This is a genomic window from Pseudomonas sp. NPDC088414, from assembly GCF_044753325.1.
Classification (GTDB): Bacteria; Pseudomonadota; Gammaproteobacteria; order Pseudomonadales; family Pseudomonadaceae; genus Aquipseudomonas.
Window position 1 is genome coordinate 1 of sequence record NZ_JBIVMY010000050.1, and the last position, 21,714, is coordinate 21,714.

The 21,714-nt window shown below is 58.6% G+C and carries 23 protein-coding genes, 1 tRNA gene and 1 pseudogene; 12 read left to right on the top strand and 13 right to left on the bottom strand.

The genetic code is table 11. From position 1 onward, the window contains the following. Window positions 1-924: tRNA guanosine(34) transglycosylase Tgt (tgt, locus tag ACIP8I_RS26255; RefSeq protein ID WP_400764789.1), on the bottom strand; the 924-nt coding region annotated here is incomplete at its 3' end. A gap of 14 nt (window positions 925-938) precedes the next feature. Further along, the gene (gene queA, locus ACIP8I_RS26260) at window positions 939-2,003 is read right to left on the bottom strand and encodes a tRNA preQ1(34) S-adenosylmethionine ribosyltransferase-isomerase QueA (RefSeq protein WP_135296505.1); all 1,065 of its coding nucleotides are present in this window, start codon (window positions 2,001-2,003) and stop codon (window positions 939-941) included. Between the two features lie 108 nt (window positions 2,004-2,111). Here queA and ACIP8I_RS26265 point away from each other — a divergent pair. Next, window positions 2,112-2,196, top strand: a tRNA-Leu gene (locus tag ACIP8I_RS26265). A 194-nt stretch (window positions 2,197-2,390) separates the two neighbouring features. On the opposite strand, the gene ACIP8I_RS26270 is transcribed toward ACIP8I_RS26265, so the two are convergent. Next, window positions 2,391-2,678, bottom strand: a complete 288-nt coding sequence (locus tag ACIP8I_RS26270) for a hypothetical protein (RefSeq protein ID WP_400764792.1) — start codon at window positions 2,676-2,678, stop codon at window positions 2,391-2,393. Further along, a complete protein-coding gene (locus ACIP8I_RS26275) occupies window positions 2,675-3,397 on the bottom strand; it encodes an N-acetylmuramoyl-L-alanine amidase (RefSeq protein ID WP_400764794.1) in 723 nt (240 codons plus the stop codon). The genes ACIP8I_RS26270 and ACIP8I_RS26275 overlap by 4 nt, the downstream gene beginning before the upstream one ends. A 192-nt stretch (window positions 3,398-3,589) precedes the next feature. Here ACIP8I_RS26275 and ACIP8I_RS26280 point away from each other — a divergent pair, with 192 nt between their 5' ends. Further along, window positions 3,590-4,408, top strand: coding sequence for a PDZ domain-containing protein (locus ACIP8I_RS26280; RefSeq protein WP_400764796.1), 819 nt, complete (start codon window positions 3,590-3,592; stop codon window positions 4,406-4,408). A 507-nt stretch (window positions 4,409-4,915) separates the two neighbouring features. Here the strand turns inward: ACIP8I_RS26280 and ACIP8I_RS26285 are convergent. Beyond that, a complete protein-coding gene (locus tag ACIP8I_RS26285) occupies window positions 4,916-5,272 on the bottom strand; it encodes a hypothetical protein (protein WP_400764798.1) in 357 nt (118 codons plus the stop codon). Between the two features lie 67 nt (window positions 5,273-5,339). Continuing rightward, window positions 5,340-5,600, bottom strand: a complete 261-nt coding sequence (locus ACIP8I_RS26290) for a DUF6429 family protein (protein ID WP_400764800.1) — start codon at window positions 5,598-5,600, stop codon at window positions 5,340-5,342. Between the two features lie 265 nt (window positions 5,601-5,865). Between ACIP8I_RS26290 and ACIP8I_RS26295 the strand changes: the two genes are divergently transcribed. Further along, on the top strand, window positions 5,866-6,195 hold the full coding sequence (locus ACIP8I_RS26295; RefSeq protein WP_103369541.1) for a hypothetical protein: 330 nt from the start codon (window positions 5,866-5,868) through the stop codon (window positions 6,193-6,195). 34 nt (window positions 6,196-6,229) lie between these two features. On the opposite strand, the gene ACIP8I_RS26300 is transcribed toward ACIP8I_RS26295, so the two are convergent. Continuing rightward, on the bottom strand, window positions 6,230-6,985 hold the full coding sequence (locus ACIP8I_RS26300) for a hypothetical protein (protein ID WP_400764802.1): 756 nt from the start codon (window positions 6,983-6,985) through the stop codon (window positions 6,230-6,232). A gap of 118 nt (window positions 6,986-7,103) precedes the next feature. On the opposite strand from ACIP8I_RS26300, the gene ACIP8I_RS26305 reads away from it, so the two are divergent. From ACIP8I_RS26305 to ACIP8I_RS26320, 4 genes are all read left to right on the top strand, one after another. Continuing rightward, the gene (locus ACIP8I_RS26305; protein ID WP_367085652.1) at window positions 7,104-7,469 is read left to right on the top strand and encodes a hypothetical protein; all 366 of its coding nucleotides are present in this window, start codon (window positions 7,104-7,106) and stop codon (window positions 7,467-7,469) included. 90 nt (window positions 7,470-7,559) lie between these two features. Next, on the top strand, window positions 7,560-8,738 hold the full coding sequence (locus tag ACIP8I_RS26310) for a hypothetical protein (RefSeq protein WP_367085653.1): 1,179 nt from the start codon (window positions 7,560-7,562) through the stop codon (window positions 8,736-8,738). A gap of 115 nt (window positions 8,739-8,853) precedes the next feature. Further along, window positions 8,854-9,585, top strand: coding sequence for a hypothetical protein (locus ACIP8I_RS26315; protein ID WP_400764805.1), 732 nt, complete (start codon window positions 8,854-8,856; stop codon window positions 9,583-9,585). Between the two features lie 72 nt (window positions 9,586-9,657). Then, on the top strand, window positions 9,658-11,577 hold the full coding sequence (locus tag ACIP8I_RS26320; protein ID WP_400764807.1) for an alkaline phosphatase D family protein: 1,920 nt from the start codon (window positions 9,658-9,660) through the stop codon (window positions 11,575-11,577). A gap of 117 nt (window positions 11,578-11,694) precedes the next feature. Here the strand turns inward: ACIP8I_RS26320 and ACIP8I_RS26325 are convergent, their stop codons facing one another. Then, a complete protein-coding gene (locus ACIP8I_RS26325) occupies window positions 11,695-12,867 on the bottom strand; it encodes an aspartate aminotransferase family protein (RefSeq protein WP_400764808.1) in 1,173 nt (390 codons plus the stop codon). Window positions 12,868-12,969: 102 nt separating this feature from the next. Between ACIP8I_RS26325 and ACIP8I_RS26330 the strand changes: the two genes are divergently transcribed. Both ACIP8I_RS26330 and ACIP8I_RS26335 read left to right on the top strand, forming a co-directional pair. Then, entirely contained in the window at window positions 12,970-13,875 is a 906-nt protein-coding gene (locus ACIP8I_RS26330) for a LysR family transcriptional regulator (RefSeq protein ID WP_102357917.1), read from the top strand. A 54-nt stretch (window positions 13,876-13,929) separates the two neighbouring features. Continuing rightward, entirely contained in the window at window positions 13,930-14,334 is a 405-nt protein-coding gene (locus tag ACIP8I_RS26335; RefSeq protein ID WP_400764810.1) for a GNAT family N-acetyltransferase, read from the top strand. A 10-nt stretch (window positions 14,335-14,344) separates the two neighbouring features. Here ACIP8I_RS26335 and msrA read toward each other — a convergent pair whose 3' ends face one another. From msrA to msrB, 3 genes are read right to left on the bottom strand one after another with little or no spacing between them, the layout of a single operon-like run. Then, on the bottom strand, window positions 14,345-15,049 hold the full coding sequence (msrA, locus tag ACIP8I_RS26340) for a peptide-methionine (S)-S-oxide reductase MsrA (protein WP_400764812.1): 705 nt from the start codon (window positions 15,047-15,049) through the stop codon (window positions 14,345-14,347). Window positions 15,050-15,064: 15 nt separating this feature from the next. Continuing rightward, window positions 15,065-16,843: a cytochrome c biogenesis protein DipZ gene (locus ACIP8I_RS26345; RefSeq protein ID WP_400764814.1), complete on the bottom strand. Its 1,779-nt coding sequence runs from the start codon at window positions 16,841-16,843 to the stop codon at window positions 15,065-15,067. 43 nt (window positions 16,844-16,886) lie between these two features. Beyond that, a complete protein-coding gene (gene msrB / locus ACIP8I_RS26350; protein ID WP_400764816.1) occupies window positions 16,887-17,405 on the bottom strand; it encodes a peptide-methionine (R)-S-oxide reductase MsrB in 519 nt (172 codons plus the stop codon). Between the two features lie 151 nt (window positions 17,406-17,556). Between msrB and ACIP8I_RS26355 the strand changes: the two genes are divergently transcribed. From ACIP8I_RS26355 to ACIP8I_RS26365, 3 genes are all read left to right on the top strand, one after another. Beyond that, window positions 17,557-18,267: a response regulator transcription factor gene (locus tag ACIP8I_RS26355; RefSeq protein ID WP_027612158.1), complete on the top strand. Its 711-nt coding sequence runs from the start codon at window positions 17,557-17,559 to the stop codon at window positions 18,265-18,267. Then, a complete protein-coding gene (locus tag ACIP8I_RS26360) occupies window positions 18,264-19,784 on the top strand; it encodes a sensor histidine kinase (RefSeq protein WP_400764818.1) in 1,521 nt (506 codons plus the stop codon). The genes ACIP8I_RS26355 and ACIP8I_RS26360 overlap by 4 nt, the downstream gene beginning before the upstream one ends. Window positions 19,785-19,903: 119 nt before the next feature. Beyond that, window positions 19,904-20,605 (top strand): hypothetical protein, encoded by a 702-nt coding sequence (locus ACIP8I_RS26365; RefSeq protein WP_400764820.1) that lies wholly within the window; start codon window positions 19,904-19,906, stop codon window positions 20,603-20,605. Between the two features lie 67 nt (window positions 20,606-20,672). On the opposite strand, the gene ACIP8I_RS26370 is transcribed toward ACIP8I_RS26365, so the two are convergent. After that, window positions 20,673-21,164 carry a RidA family protein gene (locus tag ACIP8I_RS26370; protein ID WP_400764821.1) on the bottom strand — a complete coding sequence of 164 codons (492 nt, stop codon included), beginning with the start codon at window positions 21,162-21,164 and terminating at the stop codon, window positions 20,673-20,675. A 331-nt stretch (window positions 21,165-21,495) separates the two neighbouring features. Beyond that, a pseudogene (locus ACIP8I_RS26375) lies at window positions 21,496-21,714 on the bottom strand (protoheme IX farnesyltransferase); the annotation flags it as partial.

Consider the following 21,714-nt stretch of genomic DNA (forward strand, 5'->3'; position numbering starts at 1 on the left):
GAAGTTCTGGCAGGTAGAGCAATCGCAGGTCGGATCCAGCGGCGAATCATCATGGCGATGGAACGCGTTACGGATCTTCAGCACGCCTGTATCAATGAACAGATGCCCATTGCGGGCATTACGGGTTGGCATCACGCAATCGAACATGTCCACACCGCGGCGCACACCCTCAACCAGATCTTCCGGTTTGCCAACGCCCATAAGGTAACGAGGTTTGTCAGCCGGCATCATGCCCGGCAGATAATCCAGCACCTTGATCATCTCGTGCTTCGGCTCGCCCACCGACAGACCACCGATGGCCAGGCCATCGAAGCCGATCTTGTCGAGGCCTTCCAGCGAGCGCATGCGCAGGTCCTGGTGCATGCCGCCCTGAACGATGCCGAACAACGCCGCCGTGTTGTCGCCGTGGGCGTTTTTCGAGCGCTGGGCCCAACGCAGCGACAGCTCCATGGATACGCGGGCGACGTCTTCGTCAGCCGGGTACGGCGTGCATTCGTCGAAGATCATCACGATGTCAGAACCGAGATCGCGCTGCACCTGCATCGACTCTTCCGGGCCCATGAACACTTTCGAGCCGTCGACCGGGGAGGCGAAGGTCACGCCCTCCTCCTTGATCTTGCGCATCGCACCAAGGCTGAACACCTGGAAACCGCCGGAGTCGGTGAGGATCGGGCCTTTCCACTGCATGAAATCGTGCAGGTCGCCGTGCTCCTTGATCACCTCCGTGCCCGGACGCAGCCACAGGTGAAAGGTGTTGCCCAGAATGATTTCCGCGCCGGTGGCGACGATGTCACGCGGCAACATGCCCTTGACCGTGCCGTAGGTGCCCACCGGCATGAAGGCCGGGGTCTCGACGGTGCCACGCGGGAAGGTCAGCCGACCACGACGGGCCTTGCCATCGGTGGCCAGAAGTTCAAAGGACATGCGACATTCGCGACTCATTCTGTTTCCTCTGGGCCTGTGTGTTCAGGGGCAGTCGGGGCGGGATTACGGGTGATGAACATCGCATCACCGTAGCTGAAAAAGCGGTAACCGTTGTCGACGGCGGCCTTGTAGGCGGCCATGGTTTCGGGATAACCGGCGAACGCCGAAACCAGCATCAACAGCGTGGATTCCGGCAAATGGAAATTGGTAACCAGAGCATCGACCACATGGAACGGCCGGCCCGGGTAGATAAAGATGTCGGTGTCGCCACTGAATGGCTTAAGCACGCCATCGCGCGCCGCGCTTTCCAGCGAACGCACGCTGGTGGTGCCCACGGCAATCACCCGTCCACCACGCGCGCGGCACGCGGCAACGGCGTCGACCACATCCTGGCCGACTTCCAGCCACTCGCTGTGCATGTGGTGATCTTCGATCTTGTCGACGCGCACCGGCTGGAACGTCCCCGCACCGACGTGCAGCGTGACGAACGCAGTCTCGACGCCCTTGGCGGCAATCGCCTCCATCAGCGGCTGATCGAAATGCAACCCCGCCGTCGGCGCCGCCACCGCACCAAGACGCTGGGCGTACACGGTCTGATAACGCTCGCGATCCGAGCCCTCGTCCGGGCGGTCTATATAAGGAGGCAACGGCATGTGCCCGACGCGATCGAGCAGCGGCAGCACTTCTTCAGCAAAGCCCAGCTCGAACAGCGCGTCGTGACGCGCGAGCATCTCGGCTTCGCCACCGCCGTCGATGAGGATCTTCGAACCCGGCTTCGGCGACTTGCTGGAGCGCACATGGGCCAGCACGCGATGCGTATCGAGCACGCGTTCGATGAGGATTTCCAGCTTGCCGCCCGAGGCTTTCTGCCCGAACAACCGCGCCGGAATCACCCGGGTATTGTTGAATACCATCAAATCGCCCGGGCGCAAATGCTCAAGCAAATCAGTGAATTGACGGTGTGCAAGGGCGCCGCTCGGCCCATCAAGGGTCAGCAGGCGACTACCGCGACGCTCGGCCAACGGGTGGCGGGCGATCAGCGAATCAGGAAGCTCGAAGGTAAAGTCAGCAACGCGCATGATGGGGTTCGTCTAGCAGGGCCGGAAAGTCTAGCGGAATTATCAAAAATTGACCATGAAACGTGATTGACCAACGGTAATCACCTCTCTATACTTCGCCGCCATTGAGCCCTGATGGCGGAATTGGTAGACGCGGCGGATTCAAAATCCGTTTTCGAAAGGAGTGGGAGTTCGAGTCTCCCTCGGGGCACCAAAATCAAGAAAGGTCTTGCTTAGCAAGGCCTTTTTTTTCGTCTGCTGGAAAGTGGGGCAAATATTTTTTCACACCCATGAGACGGGAAAGCTGCCGCGAAGAGGTTCAAGCCGACGATGTAGAAAGCTGGGAACGTCAAATAATACGTAATGAGAAAAGGCCTCCACCGAGGCCTTTTTCTTTGTTTCACCCAGCTATTTTTTCCTGCAAATCTCAACGTCGTTTTGGGTTTTCAGATCCGTCTCGATGCCGAGCCGATACCTGCAGTAATCAATGATCCACTTACGCTCCTGCTCCGTGAGTCGTTCGACTTGACGAATCTCCCCGTCATTGGCGTGGATATTGTAAAACTTCATCTGAAAAGTCGGATGCTTCTTGATGAACAGGATCGTTTCGATGTCCCCATCCTCAAGCGCTTCGTAATACCCAACGTAAAGCACTGTCACCAGAACCAGAACTATCAGGGCAATCAGTTTCTTCATTGTTGCGGCGCCGGAGGTGGGAGTAGTTGAGTTTTCGCTCTGAGATTCCTGACCAACTCCATGCCGATATTTCCGGGACAGATCTTGCCTTCAGATGCTTGACCTGGGTATTCCCGGTGACCGCCAAAATGCTTGATCACAAACACACTCTTAAGCGCGTCGATCAGATGCATCAACGCGGTGATCTGAGCAGCAGGTATCACATTGGTCGTGCTGTATCCGAGGCTGTCGAGCGCAACCCGGCCTTTGGCGACCCAATCCCCGCCCTCTTCTGGAGTCGTGGGGTTCTCCAGCAACACAATGCCGATCAAGCCTGTATTGAATTTCAAGACACTCGAACCCTGAAGGCGAATGTCTCGCCCCTCGTAAACTTGACCAGTGCAATCAATACCGAAGTGATAGCCGATATCGTCGTACTTCTGGCTAAGGTGCCCTTTCTGGATCTCCTGCATCTGCTCCGCACCAGGCGTACAGCTATGGCTTCTCCCAGCGTGATGCAGGGCGATCATGGTGTAATCCCAATCCATTACCATGTCCGGCTTACCCTTCACCGCTCCCCACGAGGATCGCTCTACAAACGTCGTGTTCAGTGAACGGACCTTCTTGATGATCGCTTCACGCGTCGCCGCTCGATCATTCACAGTAATCGGTATCGGACACATGAACTCGCCGGGCTTGATTTCCTGGGCGGTCGCTTGAGTTGCGAATAGGTTGGTCATCACGCGCCCTCCGCTAGCTCATGGACTCCCAGGGTCCCCAGCGACTTCTATCGCGTTCAGACTTTCGATGGTAGTTCATTGCCCTTCACCGGTTGTCGGGTGTGCGTAGCAGATTATGGATCTAGGTCTTGTAGCGGCGTTACGCCATACTCAATTGTAGGCAGGCATCGTTTCTAGCTGGGGAGGGATCGAATGAAGATGAAATTGGTGTGTACGTTGCTGGGGGTTGGCGCGTTGCTGAGCGCCGCTGGCTGCGCTAATGGATACAGAGAGTTTTACACTCCCGCAGCAGGTGCGACTCCTGAAGCTATATTCTCCACTCGGGCATCAGCGCCGCCGCCACTACCTGCTATCGAGCGCGCACCGTTTGGCAATACAGACGAGCTCCTGGCAGAGTATGGAAAACGAGGATACTTGGTAATTGGTGAGTCCAGCTTTAACACCGGCGAACGCGTTTCAGATGACGACGCCTTGAAACAAGGTCAAGCGGTAGGAGCAGATTTGGTTCTAGTATTTGTGCCGCAATACACCGGATCAGTGACCTCCAGCGTGCCGATCACAACACCAACGACGAATACTTCCTACACCACAGCTAATGCCACCGCATATGGACCGAGCGGCCCTATCTCGGCTTACGGTAACGCGACGACAACGACATATGGGAGCAACACGACGTACATTCCCATTACAGTTAACCGTTCTGATTACGGCGCGATTTACTTTGTGAAAGGTCGTTTTCGAATCGGCGCATTCGTCCGCAACCTAAATGACCTCGAGCGGCAGTTACTACAGACGAATCAAGGCGTGGTGGTAACGACAATCGTCAATGACAGCCCGGCTTACAGAGCGGATATCCTCCCCGGCGACATGATCATTGCGATGGATGGAGAACGGGTTACCAATCAGGAAGGGTTTACCCGTATGGCAGCGGAGAGGAAGGGACGCATGATTAACTTTTCGCTCGTTCGACAAGGACGCGCCATAGAGAAAAATTTACAAGCAGGCAATTAGTAGCTTCACGAGATGCTTTTCCTAAGGGCGCCGTATTCCGTGTTGTACCTCAGAAAGCTTTGCCCCATGCGAAGCCAATGCCGCAGGGCTCAAAGGGGGGGGACTGAATGGATTGCTTGGAATCGCTGAAAGTCTTCATACTGCCACCAGCAATGGCGAGCATGTATCCCTACATGTATCCCTAGAAAGCAAACCTCGCTGGAGGCCTTGGGTTTAATGGAGTATTACAGTCTCCCTCGGGGCACCAAAATTAAGAAAGGTCTTGCTTAGCAAGGCCTTTTTTTTCGTCTGCTGAAAAGTTGGGCAATTACTTTTGCGTAACCGTGCTACGAGAAACGTGGGCTAAACGATGGGCGATTAATCACAGCAATATGCAAGAGAATCTGCAGCTATGACTTTGGCGCCATGCCGTGGCAATGGGCGACTGGCCGAATCGGTTGAACGTGCTGCAGGTTGTGCCACAACTGAGTCCTTTTCATGGTCACCTGGTCCATTGAACGCTTGGGCTCAAAGCCTACTGGCGATTTCCTTCCAGATGTAGGCGTAGTTGTATTTCAGCCAACGAACCAGCACTTTATCGAACTGCCTACGAAACCAGTTGCGCTCTCTAGCTGCCAGCCTTTCTTCTATCGACTGGCTGAGTTTGTCGGGGTCGAACCCAGTCCAAATCGGAGGCACAGCTGCAACGAGATTGGTAAAGCACACCGGCGCAACCTCTGAATAAAGAATTTCGTAAAGGGTTTCAGGGGTGACGCCTCTTACCTGATTCGCCACATAGTCATATTCCACGGGAAAATCGTTGAATGGCTCAGAAAGAGCAGTTCTCACTTTTGTCAGTTGTGGCTCAGTCAGAAAATGCTCCAACGGAAAAACTCCTCCAGTTGCGTTGCACTGGTGTGGCCCAAATCAATTGATTAGCCAAACCAGAACCTCAGATATCCGAGTCAGACGCACGCTCGGTTTGAACACCTCCCCCAAACAAACGCTCAGCTATCTGACGACCTCGTTCCCAGCCCTCCTCCGTCAACCAGATCGATTTGTTCCTGTTTACCGGATTACTGATGAGACCCTGCTCATGCAATCGGTTCATAACTTCAAAATCGAAGCCTTTCCATGCATTGCCGTCGTCGGAACTGAACGCGGCCAACAGGGCAAGCACAGCCTCTTCAATCAACTTTTCATCGTATTCCATGATCGTCGCTCCGCTCATGTGTCTGAATCAACGTCGAGTTTGTGTGGCACCTCATACTCATCGACCGTCCTGAGAAACCCGCTCTGTTGCTTAGGTCATTGAATATTCCGGCGCTGTCCGTGCAACCTGTTTTGCCTCGGGACTGCATCTGATGCGTCCACTCAGTATAATCACGCCCGCCCACAGCTGGTCTGCCGCCCCGTTGCGGCTATCGCTGGTCGTACAGAATTTCAAGACTCATGCTCAAGGACCTCCAAGGCCAACCATGGAAACGTCACTGGAAACCGTCGCCCTGTTCTCCCTCAAACTCGCTTACGAGGAAGAAGGACTGAGCCCGATTCTGCGGGATGACATGGTCATGGGTGATTACCAGAAAGACGTGTTCGAATTGCTGGTGCGCCGCGGGGATGTCGAGACGATTCAGTTCAAGATGAACGAGTGCCTGGGTTTGGCAATGGACGCCTTGGGCGGTGTCGAGAAACCGCTGGGGCGTGAGCTGCACAAGTTGTCAGCCGATTTCCGGCAGGCGCAGTCGCTGGAGCAGCTTGATCAGCCGCTCCTCGCGCTCAAGGGTTATTTGAAGGACATTCTGTAATCAGATGCGCAATCTGTAGAAACAGCCCTTTGGATTACTGCCGCACTTTTACTACTCGAATGTCGACGGGAAACCCACCTGGCCCTTCCAGTTTTTTCCATCCCACGTATTGAAAAATCGCGTCCTGATCGATGGTCTCGCCCCTCTCCACCATCTCTCCGCCAAGCACCGCGACCTCTTTATAGACGGCGCAGTTGCCCTCATCGGGATGGGCGGTGTAGATCACATAGGGTTTGACGTATCTCACGGCGCGGAAATGTCGGCCGCAGCCCCAATCGACCGTGATCATCAACGTCTTCAGATACGCTTCGCCATCCGTTTCCGAATCCTCGGCGAGCTCCTTGAGCTTGCCAAGTCCGCCAACGTCGCTAAAGCCCAGATCGAGGGCGCGCTTGTATTCCGGGGACTTCTCGTGCTCGGCCTGAGCCTTGAAGTATTGCTGTTGAAGCTCCGCGACCAGGACCTCCTCTTCCTTGTTCCGGATCACGAACGCTTGAGCAACGACGTTTTCGCAGCGGGCATATTCGGGAGAGGTGAGGCGTTCCTGGGAGAGGTGATCGCGATGGACATGAACAGTGCGATTCAAGCTGTCGACGCGGTTCATCGCTTGCCTGGTAGCCATGACCCCGTTTTGAACGTTGCTCACCACTTGCTGAAAACTCCCACAATCGGCGAGGTACTCCTTCCAGGCGACCTCCGGGGTTTCATCCCAGTCGGCAAGCGCCGGGGTCATCACGATGGCGAGAAGGAAAGCGCCAAGCGCGCGCGGTGTAAAAGAAACAATCGGCATGTGTAGTCCGTTACGTGTTTGAAGAAAGTGGCGTGAAGCTACTATTTTGATATCTTGCCGTCCACTTTCGCTGGAGGCCTGTCACTGCCTCTGTTATCGCGCACTCGGGAATAAACCAATGGATGCTTTGTTGTGCTTGTCAGTAATGGCCGGAACCTGGTTGTGGGTGGTCAAGCAACGGGGTGAGTGGAACTTGCTACTTGGCAACCTTGCTGGCGCAGGAAGTAGCGTGGTCACTGGCATTGTGTTCACGCTGATTTACAACGCAGTCATTGGTACATCGATGGCGACACCTAACCTGGATCGCAGTCTGGTGGTGTTCACCACAAGCGCGGGTGTTCTGGCGGGGGTGTGGTTGTGGATTGCCAATCGCCATCAACCCGAACATCCGATTGCACGTCAGTTACTGGGTGGGGTATGTGGCTTTGCTGCCGGCTTGGTGACCTTGCTGGTTCTTGCTGTGAATTATTTCCCCAACGTGTAAACGAACACGTAATTGTTTTGCTATCTTGCCGCCCGCAACGGCGGATCTACTCAGTGAGCTGACACGAGTTAAAGAAAGGAAATGGATGGAATGGAAACATCGTTGATCGTGATGTTTTTGCTGGTCTGGGCAGGGATGTGGCTCTGGGTCGTCAAGAATCGTGGAACCTGGCCGGTATTCTTCGGCCACTTCGCCGGTGTGATTGCCGGGTTTATCGTGGCAGTCGTAATGTTCGTTATCGTCAACGGACTTCTGCCCGAAAAATCCACGCCCGCGACATCCAGCGGCACTCAGCCGCAAATCGCCAACGAAAGCCAGCTCAGAACCTTTGTCCCACGCACTCCGGCCAGTCGCGCATCCGCTCCGACGTCGCCGTTGCTGCCAACCGACAGCCCGCGCTATCCACGGCTATCTACTCCGCTGCTTTCCGCCAGTCTCGATCCACAGTGGAGAAGCCAATACGCGCAATGGCGAGCCAGCGCAGATATGGTCAACGGGGTCAACGGAAGCATGGCGGGGCTGATTTGTCGGTCAGCGGCAAAGTCCACGCTGCGCATTCCGGACTCCGCCTCCTTCGACGAGACTGAGGACGTTCGATTCGACACTTACAAATCCCAGACCTACCTCGTCACGAGCAGGATTAGTGGCGAAAACATGGAAGGCACGATGGTCAGTCTCGGCTATGACTGCGCCGTGCAGTTCGTGTCCGGCAACGGGATCAAGGATGACCAATGGCGCCTGCTGGAGTTGACCATGCAAGGAAAATCAGGCCCTGCGGGTTCTGCCAACACGTCGTCCGTGGAAGCATTGCCCGAGTATGTCGCCGATGCGCCTGCTGCTACGCCAGAACCGCTCAAGTCCGGCCTGGTGGAAAACTATCTCAATGAAATACCGACAACCCGTTCTGAACTGGCGACGGTTCAAGGGATGAGTGCGCAACAGACTCTGGCTCATGCGCAGTTGCGAAAAGGGCTCGTTGGCAGGCCGGATCCCAACAAAAGACTGATCGCATTCCAGATGTGCGAGCCGTTTATACGCAGCGTTCTGCGTCAGCCGGAACTGGCCTTGTTCGCCGACGACAAGGCTCTCTCGACCCAGCGTTACAAAGATCAGATCTATACCAGCACAAGTCTGATGAAGATCCACGACGCTGCGCAAAATTATCTGACCTATCGTTTCGAATGCACTCTGCAGGCGTTGCCAACCATGAACGAAGGTTTTGACGACTGGAAGTTGCTGGATCTGCGCTTCGAACTGACCGGTAGCTGATCGGCTAGATGAGCAAGAAGCGCAGCGCTTCTATTCTGCTATCTTGCTGCCCATATTTCAGCGGGCTCGAAGCATGCTGGCTTGAACGTTCTTGCAGGTTTAAGGAAAGGATCGAATGGCGTTTCTGAGTTTTCTGGCATTTATCGCCGCCTGGGGTTTGATGTGGCGCTGGGTGGTGAAAAACCGCGGCAGCTGGAATCTGTTTTACGGCAACATCGTTGGCGCGGCGGGTGGTTTTATCGTCGGTCTGGTGGTGCTGTCGATCCTCCTGTCACTGTTCCCGTCGGCGCATAAATCCGAAAAGGCGCCAATCGAAGACGTGATCACACAGAGCGATGTCACCACCAGTCTGTCGCCGGAAGCCGAGTCGGATTCGACGTCCGCGGTGCTGGAAAACGCGCCGGGCTTTGCCGCGATCGAGCCGGACAACCAACCTTCTCCGCCGGATTCCGCACTGCTGCCGAATTACGCCAGCCGGGCACCGAAATCGATATCGGAAAAAACCGTCCTCGATCAGAGCGACGCGCAGGGTCGTAAAGCGCTCGCCGCGCTGCGCGACAAGCTTGGGCAAAATGCCGACAGCGATAAATCGATGCTCGCGTATGTCATGTGCGGCACGCTGGTCACCAGTACGCTGCGCTTCCCGGCGTCGGAGCGCTTCGCCGACAGTTCTGCCATTGTCACCAAGCGCTTCAAGGATCAGGTCTACACCCTCAGCAACAAGGTCACCGCGCGCAACATGAACGGTGATGACGTCACTTATAACTTCGAGTGCTCGGTGCAGGAGCAACCCGCGTCCGCCGAATGGCGACTGCTGGCGCTGAAGCTGCAGAAAGCTGCCTCTTAAGCCTCGTTTAAGGGTTCAAGGCGCCGGCTGCGCTATCATCGCCAGCCTGTGCGTCTTGAGCTTCGCCCCTGAATGTCCCCGATACCTGCTGACCTGAACCCGCTGCCTCCCGTCCTGGCCGGCCCACTGCTGCGCCGTCTGGAACCGACGCGCGTGGTGCTGTGGCTGGTCGGCACCCGCGAACTGTCGCTGAGCCTGCGCTTGCAGGGTGTAGGAGACATTCCTCTCGATGCCGGGAAATGCACGGTCATTCCTGTAGGCCGTCATGCGTTCGTCCATTTGATTGACGTTGCGCTCGACAGCGCCCTGCCCTGCGACACGCGTATCGACTATGACCTGCTGATCGACGGCCAGACGCCCATCGCCGAATGGGCGCCGCACCTGCTGTACGGCAATGCCCACTGCCCGAACCTTGTCGTGCGCTCACGGATTGATCAGTTGCTGCACGGCTCCTGCCGCAAGCCCCATCATCCGGCGGCAGACGGTCTGCTCTGCGTCGATCAGTTGCTGGCGACAGAAACCGACCCGCAACAACGCCCGGCCCTGTTGATGATGAGCGGCGACCAAATCTACGCCGACGACGTCGCCGGCCCGATGCTGCGGGCAATACACAGCTTGATCGCGCGCCTCGGCCTGTTCGACGAACACCTCGAAGGTGCCGTGGTCAGCGACAGCGCCAAGCTCTACACACATCCGGCCAGCTACTACCACCGCGCGGACCTGTTACCGGCGCTGGAGAGCAACGAGACCTTGCGCGAGCGATTTTTCGGCGGCGCGCGCAAGCCGATTTTCACCAGCAGCAGCGCTGACAACCATCTGGTCACGTTTGCCGAAGTGATGGCGATGTATTTGCTGGTGTGGTCGCCGGTTGCCTGGACGCTGATCAATCCTGTTATTCCGTCACTGACGCCTGAACGCTTGAAGCGCTACGCCCTGGAGCAAACCCGCATTGATGGCTTCAAGGCCGGTTTGGGCAACGTCGCCCGAGCCTTGGCGCATCTGCCGAGCCTGATGATTTTCGATGATCACGACATCACCGATGACTGGAATCTTTCCGCGCAATGGGAGGAAACCGCCTACGGCCACCCGTTCTCCAAACGCATCATCGGCAACGCGCTGATCGCCTATATGTTGTGCCAGGGCTGGGGCAACAATCCGGATGCGTTCAAGGATCTGCTGGAGAACACCCGCCGCCTGAGCGCCAGCGGTGACGATCAATATCTCGACAGCCCGGTGCAGGACGCTCTGATCGATGAGTTGTTGCGCTTTCAGCATTGGCATTTCGTGCTGCCGAGCAGCCCGGCGCTGGTGGTGCTCGACACCCGCACCCGGCGCTGGCGCAGCGAGATGGCGCTCAAGCAACCCTCCGGTTTGCTGGATTGGGAGGCGCTGAGCGAACTGCAGCAGGAACTGCTCGATCATCCGTCAGCGATCATCGTTTCCCCGGCGCCGATCTTCGGGGTGAAGTTGATCGAAACCGTGCAGAAGGTTTTCAGCTGGTGCGGTTATCCGCTGCTGGTCGACGCGGAAAACTGGATGGCCCATCGCGGCGCCGCGCAGGTGATCCTGAACATTTTCCGACACACCCGCACACCCGGAAACTACGTGGTGCTGTCGGGCGATGTGCATTACTCCTTCGTCTACGAAGTGCTTATCCGACACCGCAAGGCCGGGCCACGGATCTGGCAGATCACCAGCAGCGGGATCAAGAACGAGTTCCCGCAAACCCTGCTGGAATGGTTCGACCGCCTCAATCGCTGGCTCTACTCGCCGCGCTCACCGTTGAACTGGTTTACCAAACGCCGACGCATGCGCATCGTGCCGTACACCCCGGAACATGCCGAAGCGGGTGAGCGGCTGTGGAATTCGGCGGGGATCGGGCAAGTGTTTTTCAATGCGCAGGGGCAGCCGAGCGAGATCATTCAGCACAATTCGAACGGGGCGGTGAAGACGCGGATGCTGGCGCCGGAGTTGGGGGATTATCCGGACTAGAGGCTTCCCGTGTGGGAGCGAGCTTGCTCGCGAATGCGGTCGAGCATTCAACATTAATGTCGACTGTGACGACGCCTTCGCGAGCAAGCTCGCTCCCACAGGGTTATCGGATATCCATTAATTCGCGGAAACAATCCGTCCAACTCCTCTGACGATCATCCCCACCTCCCGCTCATCAATCGTCAGCGGTGGCAGCAGCCGTATCGTCTTGCCGCGCGTCACGTTGATCAACAATCCATGATCCCGCGCCGCAATCAGCGTCAGATCGCGGATTGGCTGTTTCAGCTCGATGCCGATCATCAAGCCCTGCCCACGAATCGCCAGCACATTGGGGTTGTCTGCCAGCTCGGCGCGCAGGCGGGTCAACAGGCGTTCACCCTGCACCCGGACATTTTCCAGCAAGCCTTGCTCTTCGATGATTTCCAGCACCGTGCAGCCGACCCGGCAGGCCAGCGGGTTGCCGCCGAAGGTGCTGCCATGGCTGCCGGGGGTGAACAGGTCCGCCGCCCTGCCCCGCGCCAGACAAGCGCCGATCGGCACGCCGTTGCCGAGGCCTTTGGCCAGGGTCATGACGTCCGGCACGATGCCTTCATGCTGGAACGCGAACCACTGGCCGGTGCGGCCGATGCCGGTCTGGATCTCGTCGAGCATCAACAGCCAGGCGTGGCGATTGCACAGTTCGCGCAGGGCTTTGAGGTAGCCGGGCGGCGCCAGTTGCACACCGCTTTCGCCCTGGATCGGCTCGACCAGAATCGCCACGATGCGCGCGCCATGTTTTTGCTGCAGCTGATCCAGCGCCGCCAGATCACCGAAAGGTACTTTGACGAAATCCCCTGGCAGATCATTGAAGCCCAGCCGCACCGCCGGGCCATCACTGGCCGACAACGTGCCCAGCGTGCGGCCATGAAATGCGTTGGCCATGACCACCACCAGCGGCTGTTCGATACCTTTGCTCCAGCCGTACAAGCGCGCAAGTTTCAGTGCAGTTTCATTGGCCTCGGCGCCGGAGTTGTTGAAGAACGCCCGCTCCATTCCCGACAACTGCGTGAGTTTCTGCGCCAGCTGTTGTTGCCAGTCGATGCTGTACAGGTTGGAGGTGTGCAGCAGCATTCCGGCCTGCTCACTGATGGCCGCGACGATCCGTGGGTGCGAGTGCCCAACATTGGTCACCGCGACGCCCGCAACAGCATCCAGGTATTCACGACCGGCCTGATCCCACAGGCGCGTGCCCAGGCCTTTGGTGAAGCTCAGGGCCAACGGTTGGTAGGTGTTCATCAGGGCGGCGGTCATGACTTCAAACTCCAGTGAAGGTCGGTGTGCTGGCAGTATGGTTAGCCACCGAAACTGGATAAACTCGGCAAAACTTCTTTCATTTAAAACCCGAGCTTGATAATGGACCTGTTGCAGGCGATGAGCGTCTACGTGAAAGTCGTGGAAGCCGGGAGCATGACGGCCGCTGCGTTGCAGTGCGAAATGTCCACGACCATGGTCGGAAATCACCTGCGCGCACTGGAGCAACGGCTCGGCGTGCAATTGTTGCAGCGCACCACCCGCCGCCAGCGGCTGACCGAATTTGGCAGTGTCTACTACCAGCGCTGTCTGGATGTTTTGGGCCTGGTGGCCGACTCCGAACGCCTCGCCGAACAGGCCCTCGACGAGCCGCGCGGCTTGCTGCGTATCACCGCGCCACTGACTTTTGGCGTCGAACGCCTGGCCCCGGCGCTCAGCGAGTTTTCCCTGCAATACCCGCAGGTGAAAATGGATGTGGTGCTGACCAACCGCCGTCCGGATCTGCTGGAAAGCGGTCTCGACGTGGCATTCAGGCTCGGGCATTTCGAGCAGTCGAACCTGATCGCCCGACCGCTGATCGACTACACCCTCACCGTGTGCGCCTCGCCGGCCTACGTCGCCCGGCGCGGCATGCCGATCACTCCGCAAGACCTGCAGCAACACGACTGCCTTTCGTTCGCCTACCCTGCCGGCGACGACTGGCAATCGGTGGAAAAACGCTGGCGCCTCAGCGGCCCGGACGGCGAGATTCTGGTTGATGTCAGCGGCCCGATGCTGATGAACACCTCAGCCGGTCTGCATCAGGCAGCGCGCACCGGGATGGGCATCGTCATGCTGCCGGACGCTCTGGTGGAACAGGACCTGCGCGACGGCAAACTGGTAACGGTGATCCCCGATTACCAGCCGCCGAGCCGACCTTTGCATTTGCTCTACGCCCCGGACCGTTATCGTTTGCCCAAGCTACGGCGCTTCGTCGAATTCGCAATGCAAACCTGGGGCAGATCCTGACTCGGTAGCTATCGACTACGCTCCGGTGATTGCCAACAAGGATGCTGTCATCTGATGAAAACCAACCTCACCGTACGCAACCTGTTCCCCGACGAAGTGGAGCCGGTCCGGGTGTTTCTCGGCCAAAATGGCTGGGGACACCGAACAGGCTCAAGCGACTACTTTGCTCAACTCATCGAAAACTCGCAACGCACTGCGCTCGCGCTGAGCGGCGAGCAGATCATCGGTTTCGCTCGAGGCATCACCGATGGTTTGTCCAACGGCTATCTGTCGATGGTCGTGGTCGATGACCAGCATCGGCGCGCCGGTGTCGGGCGCGCACTGGTCGAGCATGTCATGGGGGACAACCCCGAGATCACTTGGGTACTGCGCGCCGGGCGCGAAGGTGCTGAGGCATTTTTTGCCAGTTTGGGGTTTGAAACATCGGTGATTGCCATGGAGCGCCCAAGGCTCAAGTAACACGTGAGAATCAACTCCCGCTTTTCACCAACACCGGTTTCTCCTGATAACGCTGCGCGAACAACTGCTTCAACTGCGCAACCTTCGGCATGTCGTTGATCACGATGTACGGATAGCTCGGATGTTCGGTGAGGAAATCCTGGTGATAGTCCTCCGCCGGGTAGAAGCCATTGTAGGTTTCCAGTTTCGTAACGATCGGTTTGTTGTAGGCATGCGCCGCGTCCAGCTGGGCGATATAGGCCTGGGCCACCCGTTGTTGATCGGCGTTGGTCGGGAACAGTGCTGAACGATATTGCGTGCCGCTGTCGGGGCCTTGGCGGTTGAGTTCGGTCGGGTTATGGGCCACCGAGAAGTAGATCTGCAGCAGGCTGCCGTAGCTGACTTGCGTCGGATCGAAGGTGACTTGCACTGACTCGGCATGACCGGTATCGCCTTCGCTGACCCGCTCATAGTGCGCCGTGTTCGCCGCGCCGCCGGCATAACCGGAGACAGCTTTCTGCACACCTTTGACGTGCTGGAAAACCCCTTGTACGCCCCAGAAGCAACCCCCGGCGAATACCGCGGTTTCACTGTGGGCCTGAGTGTTTTCGTCGAGAGTCGGTGGCGGGATGACCACTGCGTCTTCGGCACCGAAGGAGAACGCCGAGCACTGACCGATCACACCTGCCATGGCAACGCCGAGCAACACACGGCGCCAGTTGTTTTGAGTTTTCATGCTATGCACTCCCTATCAGCCGAAGGTAAAGGCGTAGGCCGATACGCCCGGGTCAAGAAATTCGATGGTGAAGGTGCGATCCTTCACCGCATCGGTTTGCCGCACCAGTTGATACAGGCGCTGCTCGGTCACGAGGCCGCTGCCGTCCGGGGCGACATCCACGCCGTGGGCTTCACCCGGCGCCTGACCGTCAATCGACACTTTGAAACGCACCGGTTTGCCATCCGCGCCCGGGCCCAGCACCAGATGCAGATCGCGGGCATGGAAGCGGTAGACGATGCGACTGGCCGGCGCACTGGCGGTGGCGCGCTCGGCACCGACGGCCCACTGGCCGCCGAGGCTCCAGTCATTCAGGGTCAGGTTGGCGGGTGGGTTATAGGTCGCGACCTTGTCAGGCACCAGGCTGGTTTCCGGTACGAAATGTTCCGCACGCTGGTAGCCGACGTAGGTTTCCGGTGACAGCACCTGATTCATGTCCGGGGCCAGTTGCACGCCTTGGGCATCGGCGTTGATCAGGCCGTCAGCCACGATTTTCGCCCCGGCTTCACGCAGCAGCTGCTGAATGACCCGTTCCGATTCGGCGTAGTCCCCTTCGCCAAAATGGTGGTAACGAATCCGCCCCTGCGCGTCGGCAAAATAATGCGCCGGCCAGTATTCGTTGTTGAAAGCGCGCCAGATCCTGTAGTCGTTATCGATGGCCACCGGGTAGTTGATGCCCAGTTCCTTCATGGCTTTGGTAACGTTGCCTACATCACGTTCGAAGGCGAATTCCGGGGCGTGCACGCCGATCACCACCAGGCCCTGATCGCGGTACTTTTCGGCCCAGGCTTTGACATACGGCAGGGTGCGCAGGCAGTTGATGCAGGAGTAGGTCCAGAAATCCACCAGCACCACTTTGCCCTTGAGTGCCTGGGCGTCCAGCGCTGGCGAATTGAGCCATTGCACGGCGCCAGTGAGCGGCGGCAACTGGCCTTCGACCGGCAGTGTTCCCGGTGCCATTTCGTCGGCAACTTTCATCGCCCCGCTGGCAGCAGGAATCTGCGCCATCATCGTGCCGTTGCCCGCCGGGGATTTGCCGGAAAGCTTGCCCACCAAGGCCTGCTCAATCCCGCCAGTGGATGCCGTCGACAACCGCGCCAGCAACCCGGTATCGAGGCCCAGGGCAATCGCTGCGACACCGGCGAGCATCGCTGCCCCCAGGCCGCGGCGGATCCACTCACCGGTGCCGATCGAGCGCTTCATCAAGGCAAAGACCTTACCGCCCAGCAGCAGTGCCGCCGCCAGTGAAGTCGCGGCGCCCGCCGCGTAGGCGAGCAACAACAGCGTGGTGGCGATGCTTGCCCCTTGCAGCGCGGCGCCGGTCAGAATCAAACCGAGGATGGGCCCGGCGCACGGCGCCCACAGCAGCCCCGTGGCGACGCCGATCAGAAACGAGGCGCCGGGACGCGGACGATTGTCCTGGCCCGCGGCTTCGGACAGCCGACTGCCGGCCGACACCAGCGGCCGCATCAGGCGCTCGGCAAGACGCGGCAGCAGCAGCGTCAACCCGAACAGTGCAACGAACAGCAACGCGAGCCAGCGACCGTACTGATTGACTTGCACCACCCAACCGCCGCCCACCGCCGCCAGTGTGGCGACGAGGGCGAAGGTCAGCGCCATCCCGGCCAATAGCGGCAAGCCACTCTTGATAAACGGCTGCCCGGTGCGAGCGAAGACAAAAGGCAGAACAGGCAGGATGCACGGACTGACGATCGTCAGCACACCGCCCAGATAAGCGAGAACCAAGAGCCACATGGTGTCGTCCTGTAGAAAGTGAAAATCGAATTCGGGCCATGGCTCATGCCGCCACGGGTTTGAACGTCATCGCCAGACCATTCATGCAATAGCGCAGGCCGGTGGGTTTCGGGCCATCGTCGAAAACATGCCCCAGATGCCCGCCGCACCTCCGGCAATGGACTTCATTGCGCGACATGCCGAAGGAGCGGTCCTGACGCGTAGCCACCGCGTGTTCCAGCGGTGCCCAGAAACTCGGCCAGCCGGTATGGCTGTCGAACTTGGTCGCCGACGCAAACAGCGCCAGGTCGCAACCCGCGCAGGCGAATGTGCCGTTGCGATGCTCGTCGTTGAGCGGGCTGGTATAGGCCCGTTCAGTGCCTTCCTCGCGCAGGATGGCGTAGTGCTCATCAGAGAGTAGCGAGTGCCATTCACTGTCGCTGTGGCTCACCTCGAAAACCTCATCGGCATGGGCTTGTTCGATCAGTGCGGTGCCCGGGGACAATTTTGGCAATACACCCGCCACCAAGGCTGCAACCCCCAGCCCGCCGCTCGCTACGAGAATCTGTCGCCGTGAAAACATGGCCGTCTCCTAAAATTCCAGGTGCCTGTCATGGAACACAGCCTAGGCTTGGGTTGATCGCCAAATCCTCACAGGAAGTTAACGAATTCGTGATAACTCGCCCCGAGGAAAACCCGCACAATGCGCTCACTGCGCCGAAGGATTGAGCTTGATGGAATTAACCAGACGCATCCTCGTGGTCGAGGATGACCAACACATCGCCGATTTGATTTGCCTGCACCTGCGCGATGAGCATTACGACGTCGTGCACTGCGCCGACGGCGACGAAGGCATGCGCCTTTTGCAACAGGGACAATGGGATGCGCTGATCCTCGACCTGATGTTGCCGGGGGTCGACGGCCTGGAAATCTGCCGCCGCGCCCGGGCGATGGCGCGCTATACGCCGATCATCATTACCAGCGCGCGCTCCAGCGAATTGCACCGCATTCTGGGTCTGGAACTGGGTGCCGACGATTACCTCGCCAAACCATTCTCGATGCTGGAACTGGTGGCAAGGGTCAAAGCCTTGCTGCGCCGGGTCGACGCCATGGCGCGCAATCTGAAGATGGACGCCGGCAGCCTCAGCCTCGACGGCCTGAGCATCGACCCGATCACCCGCGACGTCGCCCTCAATGGCGCACGCCTGGACCTCACTCCGCGAGAGTTCGACTTGCTGTATTTCTTCGCCCGCCAACCGGGCAAAGTGTTCTCGCGCATGGACCTGCTCAACGCGGTGTGGGGCTACAGCCACGAAGGCTACGAGCACACGGTCAACACCCACATCAATCGCTTGCGGGCGAAAATCGAAAGCGATCCGGCGCAACCGACCCGCATCCTCACCGTGTGGGGCCGAGGCTATAAATTCGGTACGGAACAACCATGAAACTGACCCTGTCGCAGCGCCTGTCCGTCGTGTTCGCCGTGTTGCTGCTGGTGTGCTGCGGCACCTCGGCATGGCTGCAGGTGCGCTCCAGCAAGATGCATGAACTGGAAGTGGTGCAAGGCCTGTCGCGGGATCTGGCACAGCACATCGCTCATGACACGGTGCTGATGGACAGCAATGGCCTGATGCCCGGCGCCGTGCGCGAACTGTTCAGCAAACTGATGCTGGTCAACCCGAGTGTCGAGGTGTACCTGCTTGATACCGAGGGGCGGATTGTCGGTAATGCTGCCCCCGAAGGCCACTTGCGGCGGGAGAAGGTCGATCTGGTTCCGGTGCAGCGTCTGCTTGCCGATCAGCCGCTGCCGATCCTCGGCGATGACCCGCGCAGCGTCGACGGGCGCAAGGTGTTCAGCGCCGCGCCATTGAAGGTCAATGGCAAACCGGCCGGCTATCTGTACGTGGTGTTGCTCAGCGAAGAACACGATCGATTCGCCGAACGTGGCGCGACCAGTGCTGCACTCAATACGGCGTTGCTGTCGATCGGGCTGGTGGCGCTGTTGTGCCTGATTGCCGGTCTCACGGCGTTCAACCTGATTACCCGGCCATTGCGGCGATTGACCGACACCGTCAGCCGTTTCGACATTGATGGCGCGCCGCAACCTCTGCCGGCACCTTCAGTGGCTGTGGATAAAAGCGCTGACCCGGATGAAATCGCCGTACTCGACGGTGCCTTCCGGCAGATGCAAAACCGATTGGGCGAACAGTGGCGCTCGTTGACCCGCCAGGATCAGGAGCGCCGTGAACTGGTGGCGAATATCTCCCACGACCTGCGCACACCGCTGGCCTCGTTGCACGGTTATCTGGAAACCCTGTCACTCAAGGACGCCACACTCACCGCCGAAGAACGCCGGCGTTATCTGGGCATTGCCCTCGATCAAAGCCGCAAGGTCGGCGGGTTGGCGCAATCGCTGCTGGAGCTGGTACGTCTGGAGCACGGTTTCGTGCAGCCGGTACTGGAGCGCTTCTCGCTGATCGATCTGCTGCAGGACATCTTCCAGAAATTCGAACTGGCCGCCGAAGCTCGCCACGTTGAACTCAAGGCCAGCTTCGGGCCGAACCTGCCGACGGTCTGCGCCGACCTTGGCTTGATCGAAAGGGTACTGACCAACCTGGTGGACAATGCCTTGCGCCACACGCCTGCGGGCGGTGAAATCGAGCTGGATTTGAAACCCCTGGGCGCCTTGGTCGAAGTCACGGTCAGCGACACCGGCCCCGGCATCGCTCCCGAGTTGCGCGAAGGCCTGTTCCTGCGTCCGTTCAATATTGGTGGGGCGCGACGTGACGGTGGATTGGGGCTGCGCATCGTCCACCGTATCCTGCAACTGCACGGGCGTGAGATTCAGTTGATCGATGTCGCCGGGCGCGGCGCGACTTTTCGCTTCACGCTGCCAACCGATCAGCAAACCGCCGAACAGTGGATGGTGCGCTCGATGAACCTGAACACGCCGGGCAAATAATCCGCACCACCGGACTGTTGTTCCGTGACAACGCCGCCCCGCTCCCCTAAATTAACCGGCCTGAAAAAGACCTCGTGCTTTCTCGTCTCAACTCAAGTTAAAAAAGTAGTGAAATTTCAATGTCCGATTTCAACACCGCTGAATCCGTAGTCACCGAATCGTCCAAAGCGGAATACGAAAACTCCATCAATCTTTCACAACACCTTCCACAAGCCAAAATCATCAGCGAGATGGTGCTGGACGCGTTCCAGTCGACCCGCGAAAGCGACCAGATCCGCGAACTGCGCGCCGCGATCCGCCAAGCGCACGACAGCTTCGATGACGACAAGGCCTACGAGCTGATGGGCCAGCTCAAGGCGCTGAAAGACGCCGAAGCCGCCGACCTCGCCGCCCTTGAAGACCTGAGCAGCAAATTCTCGATCGGTCGCATTCTGTCCTGCTTCAAGGACGATCCGGCGTTTCAGGAAATCGTCTACGGCCTCGCGCTCAAAGTGCTGAACCAGACCCATCAGGCGATCAGCAACCCGAGCGGCGGCAAGAGCAAGGCCGCCAAGAAGAAAGAACTGGAAATCTTCACCATCAGCAAGGACGGCAACAGCGTGACCCTGCCGCTGCGCACGCCGCGTTCGCGTATGAACGTTGACCGTGAAGCGCTGGAGTTCCTCGGTTTCACCTTCGTCGGTGAAGGTGAAGAAGCCGAGCTGGAAGGCGAAACCTTCGTCGACAACGCCGGCACCGAACACGCGATCAACCGCAAGAACATCATCACCGCCCTGCAACAGCAGGCCGCGTTCGATGGTTACAGCATCGCCGCGCAGTAAATCCGGCGCCGACGAAAAAGCCCCGCACTGAGATTCAGGCGGGGCTTTTTGTTGAGCGGCGTGACGGTCAGACTTCCGGCTGCACCGCCGCGACCATGTCGACTTCAATCGCGGCGTTCTTCGGCAACTGATAGACACCGACCGTGGTGCGAGTATGCCGGCCGGCATCACCGAGCACATGGCTGAACACGTCCGATGCACCGTTGGCCACCTCGCTCAGGTCAACGAAGTCCGGAGTGGACTTCACATACACCGTGACCCGCAACAACGCCCGGATCTTGTCCAGCGAACCCACCGCATCGACGATCAGCGCCAGGCAGCGCATGGCACTGATGCTCGCGGCAGCCTGGGCATCCTTGAGGCTCAACTCCAGCCCCACCCGACCCGGATACTGAATCTTGCCGTGGGTACGCGGCACCATACCGCTGATGTACAACTCATCGCGATGACGGATCAGCGGCGCGTAATTGCCGCCGGCGGTGTTCTCGCCATAGATGTCGTAGTTCAGCTCTTGTGCCAGGGCAATGAAGCGTTCGTCGCAGGTCATCCTCTCAGTCATTTCGCCCAGCCTCTCGATTGATGCATGAATAACAGTGTCCCTGCGAAGTGGCATGGGGCTATCACCGTTATGGTTGGATCCAAATCTAGGGGGTTTACGTCGATATCGCAACTAAACCCTGTAGGAGCTGCGGCACGCTGCGATCTTTTGATTTTGATTGTATTTTTAAAGATCAGGATCAAAAGATCGCAGCGTGCCGCAGCTCCTACAAATGTATCGCGTCGAAGTGGCCTCTGCTCGCGATTGCCGACGCCTCGATCACCGAAAGCCAGCCAACAAAAAACCCCGCACATCTCTCAATGTGCGGGGTTTTTCGTGAAGCCATCCAGCCTTACGGCGCGTACGTCAGCAGCAGCTCGGCCGGCACCTTGAAGTCCAGGGACATCATGACGCTCAGGGCGGTGATGGTGAAGATCGAGAACACGAACAGCTTGCGTGCCCAGACCGTGTCATCCACCGCCTTGTAGCCGGTCCAGGCCAGGTACAGCCAGTACATGCCCATGGCCGCGGCGACGGCGAGGTGGGTCGGGCCGGCGGATGCGGTGGCGGT

What these genes read in the sequence shown, in the direction of transcription:
- ACIP8I_RS26290 (WP_400764800.1), bottom strand. Translation starts at nt 5,600, where the DNA reads ATGGAATACGATGAAAAGTTGATTGAAGAGGCTGTGCTTGCCCTGTTG.
- msrB (WP_400764816.1), bottom strand. Translation starts at nt 17,405, where the DNA reads ATGTTTTCACGGCGACAGATTCTCGTAGCGAGCGGCGGGCTGGGGGTT.
- ACIP8I_RS26360 (WP_400764818.1), top strand. Translation starts at nt 18,264, where the DNA reads ATGAAACTGACCCTGTCGCAGCGCCTGTCCGTCGTGTTCGCCGTGTTG.
- queA (WP_135296505.1), bottom strand. Translation starts at nt 2,003, where the DNA reads ATGCGCGTTGCTGACTTTACCTTCGAGCTTCCTGATTCGCTGATCGCC.
- ACIP8I_RS26300 (WP_400764802.1), bottom strand. Translation starts at nt 6,985, where the DNA reads ATGCCGATTGTTTCTTTTACACCGCGCGCGCTTGGCGCTTTCCTTCTC.
- ACIP8I_RS26270 (WP_400764792.1), bottom strand. Translation starts at nt 2,678, where the DNA reads ATGAAGAAACTGATTGCCCTGATAGTTCTGGTTCTGGTGACAGTGCTT.
- ACIP8I_RS26335 (WP_400764810.1), top strand. Translation starts at nt 13,930, where the DNA reads ATGAAAACCAACCTCACCGTACGCAACCTGTTCCCCGACGAAGTGGAG.
- msrA (WP_400764812.1), bottom strand. Translation starts at nt 15,049, where the DNA reads ATGAAAACTCAAAACAACTGGCGCCGTGTGTTGCTCGGCGTTGCCATG.
- ACIP8I_RS26275 (WP_400764794.1), bottom strand. Translation starts at nt 3,397, where the DNA reads ATGACCAACCTATTCGCAACTCAAGCGACCGCCCAGGAAATCAAGCCC.
- ACIP8I_RS26330 (WP_102357917.1), top strand. Translation starts at nt 12,970, where the DNA reads ATGGACCTGTTGCAGGCGATGAGCGTCTACGTGAAAGTCGTGGAAGCC.
- ACIP8I_RS26315 (WP_400764805.1), top strand. Translation starts at nt 8,854, where the DNA reads ATGGCGTTTCTGAGTTTTCTGGCATTTATCGCCGCCTGGGGTTTGATG.
- ACIP8I_RS26365 (WP_400764820.1), top strand. Translation starts at nt 19,904, where the DNA reads ATGTCCGATTTCAACACCGCTGAATCCGTAGTCACCGAATCGTCCAAA.
- ACIP8I_RS26345 (WP_400764814.1), bottom strand. Translation starts at nt 16,843, where the DNA reads ATGTGGCTCTTGGTTCTCGCTTATCTGGGCGGTGTGCTGACGATCGTC.
- ACIP8I_RS26325 (WP_400764808.1), bottom strand. Translation starts at nt 12,867, where the DNA reads ATGACCGCCGCCCTGATGAACACCTACCAACCGTTGGCCCTGAGCTTC.
- ACIP8I_RS26295 (WP_103369541.1), top strand. Translation starts at nt 5,866, where the DNA reads ATGGAAACGTCACTGGAAACCGTCGCCCTGTTCTCCCTCAAACTCGCT.
- ACIP8I_RS26310 (WP_367085653.1), top strand. Translation starts at nt 7,560, where the DNA reads ATGGAAACATCGTTGATCGTGATGTTTTTGCTGGTCTGGGCAGGGATG.
- ACIP8I_RS26305 (WP_367085652.1), top strand. Translation starts at nt 7,104, where the DNA reads ATGGATGCTTTGTTGTGCTTGTCAGTAATGGCCGGAACCTGGTTGTGG.
- ACIP8I_RS26355 (WP_027612158.1), top strand. Translation starts at nt 17,557, where the DNA reads ATGGAATTAACCAGACGCATCCTCGTGGTCGAGGATGACCAACACATC.
- ACIP8I_RS26320 (WP_400764807.1), top strand. Translation starts at nt 9,658, where the DNA reads ATGTCCCCGATACCTGCTGACCTGAACCCGCTGCCTCCCGTCCTGGCC.
- ACIP8I_RS26280 (WP_400764796.1), top strand. Translation starts at nt 3,590, where the DNA reads ATGAAGATGAAATTGGTGTGTACGTTGCTGGGGGTTGGCGCGTTGCTG.
- ACIP8I_RS26370 (WP_400764821.1), bottom strand. Translation starts at nt 21,164, where the DNA reads ATGACTGAGAGGATGACCTGCGACGAACGCTTCATTGCCCTGGCACAA.